Here is a 12,416-nt window from a genome sequence, read left to right as displayed (position 1 = left end):
TTATGGATAAAAACTTCCACTAAGTCAAAAAAACTAGTAGCTTCATTTGTGCTGAAGCTACTAGTTTTTTATGTTAATATATTTATATTTGAATATGGTATTAATATCCTATACAATAAAATAAAGGAATGAGACTGGGACGAGAGAATTTATTTTATATGAAAGTAGTGATACGAGTGAATGATATTATCTTAATAGCAAAGCATTATTTTAAAGGGTTATCAAAAGAAAATGGTCTAACTACCAGTAAAGTTAGAGCGTTTTCATCAAAGCTATATAAAACTATAGAAGATAAAAGTATTGATAATATTTTCAATATATGTGAACAATTACTTGATGAACATAAATGGGAATTAGGGGTTATTGCATACGATTGGGCTTATAGAGTTAGGAATCAGTATAATAATGACACATTTTTTGTATTTGAAAGTTGGTTAAAGAAGTATGTTACAGGCTGGGGAGATTGTGATGATTTTTGCACACATGCCTTTGGAGAATTATTAAGTCAAAATAATGAACTATTTAAATATGTGATAATTTGGACAAATCATCCAAGCTTTTTTGTGAGACGTGCAGCTGCTGTTATCTTAATTTATCCTATTAAAAAAGATAAGTATCATGGAATCAATCCTTACATAATTTCAGATATGCTTATGAAAGATGAACATCATCTCGTATTGAAAGGGTATGGCTGGATGCTAAAAGTGCTGTCACAGGTTGAAAAGGATAAGGTATATGAGTATTTATTAAAGAATAAAAATATTATGCCACGAGTAGCTTTTAGGTATGCTTTAGAGAAGGTTGATGAAGAAACTAGAAGAAGATTGATGATGAGTTAATATATATTACTATTATTGATAAGGTTATTATACTTAAAATATAAATTTTTAAATCATATTTTTATTTGTTGACATTATCACTAATTAGTGATAAATTTAGATTATGAAAGATATAAAGAAATTAATTAAAGAAAATAACTTAGACCTATCAACTTTAGTCGTATTTACTAGAGCAGAGCATGAAATTCATAAAAGGGAGTTTCAAACTATAAAGGAAACTGGACTTACAGTTGCTCAGTTTGGAGTTTTAGAGGCCTTATACAATAAGGGAGACTTAAAAATATATGAGTTAATAGAAAAAATATTAACTACTTCTGGTAATATAACTGTGGTTATAAAAAATTTAGAGAAGGAAGGATTAGTAAAAAAGATTATAAATCCAGAAGATAAGAGAGTTGCTATAATCTCTATAACAGATAGGGGGAAAAAAATTATTGAAGACATTTTTCCAAAGCATATTAAAAATATTAGTAGGATCTTTAGTGTTTTAACGGATGAAGAAAAAATTATATTAAAAAGTATATTAAAGAAATTTAAAAACTTGTAATGAGTTTTTATAAAAATATATCACTAATTAGTGATAAAATGGAGGTTGTTATGTTAAAGAGAATAGATAGTAATAACATGGGGAAAAGTAACTACGGATGGTTAAAAGGAAATTTTCATTTTTCTTTTGCAGAGTATTTTAAACCAACAAATATTAATTTTGGTGTGCTTAGGGTACTAAATGATGAGGTTATGAAGGCTAATTCAGGATTTGATATTCATCCTCATAATGACATGGAGATTATAACTTACATTGTAAGAGGAGAATTAACTCATGGAGACAGTATGGGCAATATTGGAAGCTTAGAGAGAGGTCAAATGCAATATATGAGTGCTGGCACAGGAGTATACCACAGTGAATTTAATCATAGCAATGAGGATTTAAGGATTCTTCAAATATGGATTATGCCTGATAAGAAAGGATATAAACCTAATTACGGAGATTATAGATTTAATTGGAGAGATAGAACCAACAATTGGCTCCACATGGTATCTGGCACTTTAAAGGATGTACCTATAAATGTTCATCAAGATATAAATGTGTATGCAACTTATTTAGAAAGGGATAAAGAGATATACTTTAATGTAAATAAAGGAAGACAGGCATACTTAGTACAAATTGAAGGTAACTCAGAAATTAATAATGTGCATTTAAATGAACAAGATGCCTTAGAAATAGTTGAAGAAAACATTAAAATTAAAGCTAATGAAAACTCACATTTAATTGTAATAGAAATGAATAAAACAGAAGCACTATATATATGATAACTACAATATAAAATTTAAGAACAAAAATAAAATTATGTCTTGTGTGATGATATATACAAGATAAAAAAGGAGAGAAAGATATGAGTAAAGTATTATACATTAAAGCAAATATTAAGAAGGATGGAGAATCAAGAACTTTTAAGGTATCGGATAGTTTTATAGAGGAGTATAAAAGTAGTAATCCTAATGATGAAATAATTACTTTAGATCTATATAAAGAAAATATAGATTTTCTAAAACCAGAGGATTTAGGAGAAATATTTGGAGCTAAAAATGAAGAAAGTAGGAAGCACCCAATTCTAAAATATGCATATCAATTTGCAGAAGCAGATAAATATGTAATTGCAGCACCAATGTGGAATTTAAGTATTCCTGCAATTTTAAAAGCTTATATAGATTATGTAAGTGTTACAGGAATAACATTTAAGTACACAGCAGAAGGGCCAGTTGGACTTTTAAAGGATAAAAAAGCTGTACACATTGTATCTAGAGGAGGAGAATATGGGGATGCACCATATGAAATGGGGGATAGATATTTAAGAACAATCCTAGGATTCTTTGGAATTCAAGATATGAAGACTATTGCTGTAGAAAGTTTAGATGTTGTTGGGGCAGATGTTGAAGGGAAAGTTGAACAAGGAATAAAAGTAGCTAAGGATACTGCCAAGTTGTTTTAAAATTATATGTGTTAAAAAGCCATAATTAGTTTTATGGCTTTTTTATATGGATTAAATATTAATAAAAAAAGAAATGTATTTACTTTATTACTCTACCATGGTAAAGTAATAAAGTAGTAGATTATAATTAAGTGGGGGGATAAGCAAATGAGTAAAATATTAAGAAATGTAATAATCTATGGAATTATTGCAGTAATGGCATTATCAATAGCAGGATGTAACAATAAGTCACAGGATGCAATGGATAAGGAAACACTTATAATTGGTTTTGATGATACTTTTGTTCCTATGGGATTTAAAGATAATAATGGAGAAATAGTAGGTTTTGATATTGATCTTGCAAAGGAAGTATCAAAAAGAATAGGTAAACAAGTAACATTTCAGCCTATTGATTGGTCTATGAAAGAATCAGAACTTAACTCAGGAAAAATAGATCTTATATGGAATGGTTATAGTATAACCAAAGAAAGAAAAGAAAAGGTGAATTTTACAAATCCCTATCTGGAAAATAGACAAGTTATAATAACTTTAGTGAATTCAAAAATAAATAGTAAAGTTGATTTAAAAGGTATGAATGTTGGAGCACAAAATCAATCTAGTGCAGTAGATGCAATAAACAAGGAAGAGAAACTTTTAAAAACCTTTAAGGATGGTAAGGTTTATACCTTTGAAACAAATAATGAAGCATTAATGGATTTAGAAGCAAAAAGAATAGATGCTGTTGTAGCTGACGAGATTTTAGCAAGATATTATATAAACAAAAAAGGTGAAGGTAAATTTAAAATATTAAATGATGATTTTGGAGATGAATCTTATGGTGTTGGTATACGAAAAGGTGATGAAGAATTGCTTGAGAAGCTTAATGAAGCCTTTGAGGATATTAAAAAAGATGGTACAGCTAAGAAAGTTTCCGATAAGTGGTTTGGAAAAGATATAATTAAATAGGAGTGTATTTATATGAATAATTTAATTACCCTATTACCACAAGTATTCCAAGGATTAAAAGTAACCATTGAGGTATTTATATTAACCCTTGTAATTTCAATACCTCTTGGAATACTAGTTGCGCAGGGACGATTATCTAAAAATAAAATATTGAACAAAATAACAAGCGGGTACATTTTAATTATGAGAGGAACCCCTCTACTCCTACAAGTTGTATTTATATTTTTTGGTTTACCTATTATAGGGATAACCTTTAACAGATTTCCCGCTGCTATATTAGCATTTACTCTTAATTATGCAGCATATTTTGCAGAAATATTTAGGGCTGGAATAATTTCTATAGAGGAAGGACAATACGAAGGAGCTAAAGTTCTTGGCTTTTCTCAAAAATACATATTTTTTAAAATAATTCTTCCACAAGCTATTAAGAGAATACTTCCTGCTCTGGCAAATGAGACTATTACACTTGTAAAGGATACTGCCTTAGTGTATGTAGTTGGATTAGACGAACTACTAAAAGTTGGTAAAATAGCATCTAATACAGAAGCTTCTCTTATGCCCCTTTTAATAGTAGGAATGATATATTTACTTTTAATTGCATTGTTTGGTGAAATATTTAAAAAATTAGAAAAAAGGTATAGTTACTATCAATAGAGGAGGAATATTGTGCTTAGAGTAATTGGATTAGAAAAAAGTTTTGGTGATAGTAAAGTTTTAAAAGGTGTAAACCTTGAAATAAAAGAAGGTGAAATTACTGTTATAGTAGGACCCTCTGGAGGTGGAAAAACAACCCTTCTTAGGTGTATAAGTGGATTAACTAAACCTGATAAGGGTTCTATAATAATAAACAACAAGTATTTATACAAAGATGGAGAAGGGGCTCATAGAAAGGAAAAGTTGGAAATACCTATGGATGTGGGGCTAGTATTTCAAAATTTTAATTTATTCCCACATATGAATGTTGTGGAAAATATTACAGAAGCTCCAAGGGTAGTATTGGGAGTTGATATTGAAGAAGCTAAAAATAAAGCCAAAGAAATATTAGGTTTTTTAGGACTTGCAAATAAAGAAAATAGCTATCCATTTCAACTTTCAGGAGGACAAAAACAGCGAGTTGCCATAGGAAGGGCACTTGCAATGAATCCAAAACTTATATGTTTTGATGAACCAACCTCTGCCCTAGATCCAAGCATCACTGAAGAAGTAGCGAATCTTATAAAAAAATTAAGTATTGAAAAGGCCATGACAGTTTTAATTATTACTCATGATATGACTTTTGCAACTATAGTAGCAGATAGAATTTTATCCATGGATAACGGAGTATTAAAAAATGAACATATGTATATTTAAAGTGAGGATAATCTCTTTATGATGGGATTATCCTTCTTTTTGTTTATTATTAGAGGATAGTTTTATAAAAGAAATAGGAAAAGATATTAATGTCCATTAATGTTATATTATATTTTTTGCAAATAATTACTTTATTTAAATCAATGCTTAACAAAATTGTAAAGAAGAACATATTATGTATATATAGATAAAATATTTTTAACTATATAATAGAACCTATCTAATAATTGGAGGAATATTATGGAAAGTTTTTGTAGGATTTGTGATGAATTTGCTGAGATACTTGGAGCAGAAATTCTAAGTACAGAAAATAATGTTTGTACAGTAACATTTATGAGAAATATAAATGCAGAAATATTAGGAAGAAGAACAAAATCACCACTAGCTTTAGCAGCATTATTTTCTTTTGAATCTCCTGATAATAATGGTAGAACTCTTAATTTAGGTGAAACAGTTATACTTCAGAATGAAATAAATGATTTTATATCTGCGCTAAGAGCAAGAGGAATACTAGTAACTGCACTGCATAACCATTGGTTATTTGAGGATCCAAGACTTATGTATATTCATTTTGAGTCAATTGATAGGCCATTAGACTTTGCTAGAAAAGTGGCAGAAGCTCTAAGGGTATTAAGAAAACAGCATAAATAATTTTAATGGGGGCATCACAAAATAAGTAATTAAGTTATGGAGTGATGCTCCTTTTGCTATTTCAAATAAAAATAACCGAAGGTTTTGTTGGGGTTTAGCACCCAAAACATAGCATAATAAATTCAGTTTTAACGTTATTTTTTTCACGTGTAAAAAAACGAGTGAAATTATAGTCACTTTTCAACACTCCAAAAGTACCTTCAACTTGAATTGATCTATTCATTTAAAAGTGTTAAGTTAGGTGACAATAATGAAAGACTAATGTAATAGATGTAAATATGAAGTTAGTTATAAAAAACATATAATTTACTTAAAAGAAACTATAGGAGGATATAAAATGAAAAAATTAATAGGAATTATTGTAAGTATAATAATAGTAGGTGGAGTTTTATTGTTAGTAAGTTCTAACGGTATAATTAATCTAGGTTCAACAAAGTATTACGTTAAAACTGTCAGTGAATATAAGGATATAACAAGTGAGAATAGTGGAGGATACAATACGTATGAGTATAAAATAAATGGGTATGATAAAGATGGAAATGAGAAATTAATTACATTTACAACGTCAAAGATACTAAAGGTTGATAGATATTTAAAGGTATATGTTAAGGGTGAAAAAACAAAGAGTTATGAAGAAGTTGAAATAAAAGAACTACCCGATAAGGTAAAAGAAATCTATAAATTAAATTAGTTTATTATTCAATGTTTTTATTTGAGAAGGAAATTATGTTAATATAGGACTAGAGAAAACATAATTTTTAGGGGATGAAAATACAATGAACGCAATTAATCACTTTAAGACTATAACAAAACATAAGTTATTAGTTATGAAATACTGCTTTAAGGTGGGGTTATATAAACAAGGAATATTACATGATCTTTCTAAGTACTCTTGGGTAGAATTTTCAGCAGGAATAAAGTATTACAGAGGAGATGTTAGTCCTAATGGAATACAAAAGAAGGTGGAAGGATATTCTAAGTCTTGGCTTCATCATAAGGGAAGAAATAAGCATCACTTAGAATATTGGATTGATTATGGTATGAAAATACAAGATGGAATAGTTGGTATGAAAATGCCCAATAATTATGTAGTTGAAATGTTTATTGACAGAATTTGCGCTTGTATGAATTATGAAAAAGAGAAGTATAAAGATAATTCGGCTTTAATATATTATGAAAGGGGTAAGGATTATCAAATTATTCATGAGGACAGTAGGGAATTATTAGAGCTTTTACTTAATAAGTTAGCAAGTGAAGGTGAACAGATAACTCTAGATTATATAAAAAAACAGATTTTAAAATAACATAATAAAGCCATCTGAAAAGAGAAATTACTCCTTTTAGATGGCTTTAATTTTTTAGTTTTTAAATTTTGTACCCTTAGGATAGATTATTTCTATACTACCATCACTGCTACCAGTCATGTGACCTGGATTACCTTTAAAGAGGGTTTTCCCTTTAAAGCAATCAAATTGAGACATTGTACCATAGGAGCTAAGAAGAATAACCTTTTGGTTTTCGTCATAAGTATAGTTAATATATAGTTTGTTATCCTCAAGTTTTGCTGTAACTATAGGGTTTTTGAAATAATTAAGATTTATATAGTCCACTTCATTGTAGGGAAGATGGTATTTTACAATAATATTTTCATAAATTTCTTCTATTGAGGAGTCGCTATAGCGAGTAGTAAAAATATTTTCTTCATCTTCATTAAATTGAGTTACTATTTCAATAGGGATATCAGTGTTAAGATTAGTTAGAGCCACTTCTATTTCTTTTTCTTCAAAATTTTTAAAGGGGTTGTCGTTAACAAAGTTTATGGAATCAGATCCCATTTCACTATTGCTATTGTATGGATAATTATGGGTAAATACACTTAAAGATATCACAATGATAAAACAGAAAAGGGCAATTCCACATAAAATAAATCTAGATTTAGTTGTATTTTTAGTCTCAGCTTTATAATATACTATAGTACTATTTATAACTACAGACAAAATAAGTAAAATTCCTAGGGTTATAGTACACTTTACAACAAATATGCCAAGAGAAGGTTCTTTAGTCCAAAAGCTAAAAAGATTTCCAATAGTAATGAACAGAGCTCCATTGTTAAAGAATGCAGCCACTACAAACATTATGAAAGTAATATAGAAATACATATGAAATTTTTTACTCAAAACATTGATTAACAAAGTCAGGGCAATTAACATGGAGCCATAGAGTAAATTAACTATAAAACCAGAGATTAAGAAAGGTAAATTTATAGGATAAGCAAAAGATATATTAGAATTTAAACTTCCAATTAATGCCCAAATGTTATATTGAATTAGGTATAAAAGTAAAGAAGTTACTGACACTTTTAATAGAGTAATGTAGTTAAACAGAGCATAAGACATAAATCTTGTTTTATTATCCTGGGGAAAAGCTTGATGTTGATTATTGAAGGAGTTATACCACAATAAAGTTCCGATGCTTATACTAATTGCTAGGAAAAGACCATTAGTGGTATAGGTCTGTAGACTGTAGGTAGTTACATCTTTAGAATAAGTGAAAATATCCATAAGAGTTGCAATTAAATCAATTGCAAAAAAGGATGCAAGTAGTATATAAATTATCCAAAGTGCCTTTTTATGCTCTTTTGAGCGTATTTTATATAGATTATTAATATTTTTTAATTGTCTTTTATCCATAACTCCTCCATGCCTCCATTATAATTATTTTCAGTCAGATAAATATATAGCTCTTCTGGACTAATTCTTGAAATATTCAAATTGTTAGTTGATATCTCTATCTCTAAAGATTCTGTAATTAAGCCTTCTATTATTGAAAAGGAGGTTATGTTACTAAAATCTTTATATAGTACTTTTTTATCTTTAATGAAATTTACTAAATTATCAGGATTTCCATCTACTCTATAGGCAGACTCCTTTATAGTATCCATAGCTTCATATAAAACTAAAGACCCATTATTAATTATTATTAGTTCTGAAAGAATATTTTCCAAATCTGATAAAATATGGCTAGAAATAATTATAGTTCGTGGATGTTCTATATAATCTCGTAGTATGATATCATAAACAGATTTACGAGTTTTAATATCCATGCCTAAAATTGGTTCATCAAACATGGTAACCTTGGCACGACAGGAAATACCACATATAAAGTTAAATAAACTTCTCATACCTTGAGATAAATTTTTATACTTAATTTTCATTTTAAGATTAAAATGTTTCAAAAGGTTTTCTGCAAACTTAAGGTCAAAGTTAGGGTACATCATATTATAACACTCAACAATTCTACCTAGACATAAGTTAGATTCATAGGACATATTATGATAGCTATATACAATTTCCTCTAATACCGATAAATTATCCATGGGTTCTTCACCTAAAACCATTAATTCTCCTTCGGTTTTCTCAATTAGACCTGCACATAGTTTCATAAAAGTAGTTTTACCTGAGCCATTACTACCGATTAAACCTATGAGTTGATTTTCATTAATTTCTACAGATAGATTATCTATAGCCACCTTAGATTTATATCTTTTAAAAAGATTTCTAGCTATAATGCAAGAAGTCATATTATTTATCCTCCTTATAGTGTTTTTCTATAGTTTCAAGTACATAATCTTCAGATAAGTCTAATTTTTTTGCTGTATTGACTAGATCTCTTACCAGTTTTTCAAAGGTTTCATTTTTCCTTCTATTCATAATTTTTTTCTTTGCATTGGGAGTTATAATCATAGCTAATCCTCTTTGTTTTTCAAGAATACCTCTTCCTACTAATAAATTAATTCCCTTAGCTGCAGTAGCAGGGTTAACTGTAAGCTCTTTGGCAATTACTAATTGAGAATAGCAAGTACCACTTTCTTCTAAAGTTCCACTAAGAATATCATCTTCAATAGCATTTGCAATTTGAACATATATAGGAACTAGGCTATTTACATCTATTTTCAAGGGTAAACCTCCTTTGTTTCAGGAACTACATTACATGAGTAATGTAGTATTGTACTTTTAGTATATTATCATTAGGAATTAATGTCAATTCTTTTAAAAAAAATAATTAAAATATAAAACGATAATATTTTTATAATATAAATTCAAAACTTATAAAAATGAACATAGAATGAACAAAAATGTGAATATACAGGTGTAATACTGAGAATTAATAAGAAATAAGGGGGAAAAAGGGGAAAAAGAGCGAATATGATACTTTATTTTTTTGTGATTTTATAGTAATATAATTATAGAATATCGATAAATATTGACTCTCAAAGTCAAAATTTGTTGGATTTATATCTAAAATCTTAAAGTACATAGGACAAGTTATTATTTATACGTGTAAAGAAAGTTATGAGTATAATATACAATATAAAATTATTATGAAATAAATAAAGAAATTGATAAGATGGGGAAATGCTGGAAATTATAGAATTTATGCCGTGAAATGGCTAAAAATTTTTTCGTAGGTCTGAAAACGTTTAAAGAACGATGAGGACTAGAATCTTAAATTAAAGCATAAAAATTCTTAATTCATAGGATAATTATACAAAAATACATGAATGTTTCTCATTATTTCATAAAAGTGTGTATATTTAAGAGCATGTTACTAATATAAAATCTTTATTGGCTTATGAATAAAATATTAACTATGTGCTTAAAGTAGATATAAATAATTTAAGCTACTATATGTGGCAAGCACTAATACTAAATTATTGGAGGGATTTACATGGCAAAGAATAAAAGGAAATTATCATTTCCAACTGCTTTTACAGTATTAATTATAGTATTGCTTTTAGCAGCAGCGCTAACTTATGTGATACCAGCTGGTTCATATTCAAAGTTATCTTATAATGCAGATAGCACTGTGTTTGAGATTACTGCTCCCAATGGAGATATAAAAGAAATGCCTGGTACTCAAGAAACTTTAGATGAACTTAAGGTTACTGGTGACATTTCTAAATTTGAAGATGGTAGTATTAATAAACCAGTAGCTATACCAGGTACTTATGAAAAAGTTGAACAAAGTCCACAAGGTATAATTGATATAATTCTATCACCTATTAACGGAGTATATGATACTATAGATATAATTTTATTTGTATTTATTATAGGTGGAGTTATTGGAGTATTAAATAACATTGGTGCATTTAATGCAGGGATTGCAAGTCTTTCAAGATTAACTAAAGGAAAAGAATACATATTGATAGTATTTATTACTTTCTTGATTTCTCTTGGAGGTACTACTTTTGGACTGGCAGAGGAAACAATAGCTCTGTATCCAATAATGGTTCCCGTATTCTTAGCTGCAAACTATGATGTTATGGTATGTATTGCAGCAATATACATGGGTTCTTCTATAGGAAGTATGTTCTCAACAGTAAACCCATTCTCAGTAGTTATAGGTTCTAATGCTGCTGGAATAAGCTTTACAAATGGACTTAACTTCAGAATTATTGCTTTTGTTCTTGGTACTTTAATAACTATAATATATATTTTAAGATATGCTAAGAAAGTTAAAGCAGATCCAAGTAAATCATTAACATTTGCAGACAAAGAAAAAATTGAAGCTAAATTTGCTAGTCAAGGAGAAGCACCAGAATTAACTTTAAGATTCAAAATTATATTGTTAATATTCCTTTTAACCTTTGTAGTTATGATTTATGGAGTTTCTTCTTTGGATTGGTGGTTCGCAGAAATGACAGCTCTATTCTTAGTAACTGGTATAATTATTGGATTCCTATCAAAATTAGGGGAGAAAGAGTTTGTAAACCAATTCGTAACTGGAGCTGCTGATTTAATGAGTGTTGCATTAGTTATAGGGGTTGCTAGAAGTATTAACCTTGTATTAGAAAATGGTATGATTTCTGATACAATACTTAACTTCTTCTCTAATGCTATAGCAGGTATGAACGGAAATATATTTATAGTACTAATGCTTTTAATATTTATAGTACTTGGATTCTTTATTCCTTCTTCATCAGGACTGGCTGTTCTATCCATTCCCATTATGGCTCCTCTTGCAGATTCAGTTGGACTTTCAAGAGATGTTATAATTTCAGCTTATGTATACGGATTAGGATTAATTTCATTTATTACTCCAACAGGATTAATTCTTGCAACATTAGAGATGGTTGATGTAACTTATGACAAGTGGTTAAAATTTATAATGCCTCTAATGGGATATATAGCAGCATTTAGTGCAATAATGCTATTAATACAAGTTAATTTTTAATATGAAATAGTAAAACTTTATAGAATTTAAAAAAATCCCCCTAGGATAGGCTAATTATAGTCTATCCTAGGGGGTATTTATATATATGATAGTTATTTCTTTTGATTTAGCAATATAAGAAATAAAAGTTGTTATAGTTAAATATTTAACATAAATAATAATTTATAAAAAATATTAACTATAAATAGTATATTAGTTATAAGTTTCATAAAAAATAATATAATGTAATATAACATATTGTAAAAGAAAACAAGGGATGCTACAATATGTAATAAGATGAATATATAGGGAGGGAATTTGATGAAAAAAGAAGACAGTTTTAAACCGTTCATTTCTGCTGAAAAAGTCGTACCCGAATTTACATTAACATCTATTATTTTAGGAATTTTACTGGCAGTACTTTTTG

General features: G+C 28.4%; 14 protein-coding genes and 1 pseudogene. 11 read left to right on the top strand and 4 right to left on the bottom strand.

What is annotated here, in order from left to right; all coding sequences use genetic code 11:
- Positions 1 to 158: 158 nt before the first annotated feature.
- The 8 genes from B2P65_RS03170 (at position 159) to B2P65_RS03135 (ending at position 5,776) form a co-directional block, all read left to right on the top strand.
- The gene (locus B2P65_RS03170; RefSeq protein WP_346849097.1) at positions 159 to 839 is read left to right on the top strand and encodes a DNA alkylation repair protein; all 681 of its coding nucleotides are present in this window, start codon (positions 159 to 161) and stop codon (positions 837 to 839) included.
- A gap of 103 nt (positions 840 to 942) precedes the next feature.
- The gene (locus B2P65_RS03165) at positions 943 to 1,386 is read left to right on the top strand and encodes a MarR family transcriptional regulator (RefSeq protein ID WP_346879587.1); all 444 of its coding nucleotides are present in this window, start codon (positions 943 to 945) and stop codon (positions 1,384 to 1,386) included.
- A gap of 50 nt (positions 1,387 to 1,436) precedes the next feature.
- Positions 1,437 to 2,150: a pirin family protein gene (locus B2P65_RS03160; protein ID WP_346849095.1), complete on the top strand. Its 714-nt coding sequence runs from the start codon at positions 1,437 to 1,439 to the stop codon at positions 2,148 to 2,150.
- 83 nt (positions 2,151 to 2,233) lie between these two features.
- The gene (locus tag B2P65_RS03155; RefSeq protein WP_035131655.1) at positions 2,234 to 2,830 is read left to right on the top strand and encodes an NAD(P)H-dependent oxidoreductase; all 597 of its coding nucleotides are present in this window, start codon (positions 2,234 to 2,236) and stop codon (positions 2,828 to 2,830) included.
- A 147-nt stretch (positions 2,831 to 2,977) separates the two neighbouring features.
- The gene (locus tag B2P65_RS03150; RefSeq protein ID WP_346879586.1) at positions 2,978 to 3,775 is read left to right on the top strand and encodes an amino acid ABC transporter substrate-binding protein; all 798 of its coding nucleotides are present in this window, start codon (positions 2,978 to 2,980) and stop codon (positions 3,773 to 3,775) included.
- A 12-nt stretch (positions 3,776 to 3,787) separates the two neighbouring features.
- Positions 3,788 to 4,429, top strand: coding sequence for an amino acid ABC transporter permease (locus tag B2P65_RS03145; RefSeq protein ID WP_346849093.1), 642 nt, complete (start codon positions 3,788 to 3,790; stop codon positions 4,427 to 4,429).
- A gap of 12 nt (positions 4,430 to 4,441) precedes the next feature.
- Entirely contained in the window at positions 4,442 to 5,125 is a 684-nt protein-coding gene (locus B2P65_RS03140; RefSeq protein ID WP_346879585.1) for an amino acid ABC transporter ATP-binding protein, read from the top strand.
- A gap of 240 nt (positions 5,126 to 5,365) precedes the next feature.
- Positions 5,366 to 5,776, top strand: coding sequence for a DUF1259 domain-containing protein (locus B2P65_RS03135; RefSeq protein ID WP_346849091.1), 411 nt, complete (start codon positions 5,366 to 5,368; stop codon positions 5,774 to 5,776).
- Between the two features lie 100 nt (positions 5,777 to 5,876).
- On the opposite strand, the pseudogene B2P65_RS03130 reads toward B2P65_RS03135, so the two are convergent.
- Positions 5,877 to 5,999: pseudogene (locus B2P65_RS03130) on the bottom strand (transposase); the annotation flags it as partial.
- A 114-nt stretch (positions 6,000 to 6,113) separates the two neighbouring features.
- On the opposite strand from B2P65_RS03130, the gene B2P65_RS03125 reads away from it, so the two are divergent.
- Entirely contained in the window at positions 6,114 to 6,467 is a 354-nt protein-coding gene (locus tag B2P65_RS03125; protein WP_346879584.1) for a YxeA family protein, read from the top strand.
- Between the two features lie 85 nt (positions 6,468 to 6,552).
- Positions 6,553 to 7,080 carry a DUF5662 family protein gene (locus B2P65_RS03120; RefSeq protein WP_346849089.1) on the top strand — a complete coding sequence of 176 codons (528 nt, stop codon included), beginning with the start codon at positions 6,553 to 6,555 and terminating at the stop codon, positions 7,078 to 7,080.
- Positions 7,081 to 7,134: 54 nt separating this feature from the next.
- Here B2P65_RS03120 and B2P65_RS03115 read toward each other — a convergent pair whose 3' ends face one another.
- Genes B2P65_RS03115 through B2P65_RS03105 form a run of 3 tightly spaced genes read right to left on the bottom strand, consistent with a single transcriptional unit; the run spans position 7,135 to position 9,732 of the window.
- Positions 7,135 to 8,466: a hypothetical protein gene (locus B2P65_RS03115; protein ID WP_346879583.1), complete on the bottom strand. Its 1,332-nt coding sequence runs from the start codon at positions 8,464 to 8,466 to the stop codon at positions 7,135 to 7,137.
- Positions 8,448 to 9,356, bottom strand: coding sequence for an ABC transporter ATP-binding protein (locus tag B2P65_RS03110; RefSeq protein ID WP_346879582.1), 909 nt, complete (start codon positions 9,354 to 9,356; stop codon positions 8,448 to 8,450). The genes B2P65_RS03115 and B2P65_RS03110 overlap by 19 nt, the downstream gene beginning before the upstream one ends.
- A 1-nt stretch (position 9,357) precedes the next feature.
- Positions 9,358 to 9,732 carry a GntR family transcriptional regulator gene (locus tag B2P65_RS03105; RefSeq protein WP_346849086.1) on the bottom strand — a complete coding sequence of 125 codons (375 nt, stop codon included), beginning with the start codon at positions 9,730 to 9,732 and terminating at the stop codon, positions 9,358 to 9,360.
- Positions 9,733 to 10,504: 772 nt separating this feature from the next.
- Here B2P65_RS03105 and B2P65_RS03100 point away from each other — a divergent pair.
- Positions 10,505 to 12,010 carry a YfcC family protein gene (locus tag B2P65_RS03100; RefSeq protein WP_035131673.1) on the top strand — a complete coding sequence of 502 codons (1,506 nt, stop codon included), beginning with the start codon at positions 10,505 to 10,507 and terminating at the stop codon, positions 12,008 to 12,010.
- Positions 12,011 to 12,416 lie beyond the last annotated feature (406 nt).

Origin of the sequence: Clostridium sp. UBA3061 (assembly GCF_002367465.1) — a bacterium.
Classification (GTDB): domain Bacteria; phylum Bacillota; class Clostridia; order Clostridiales; family Clostridiaceae; genus Clostridium_J; species Clostridium_J sulfidigenes.
Note: the sequence above shows the minus strand (reverse complement) of the source record. Positions and strands in the feature narration are given on the sequence as shown.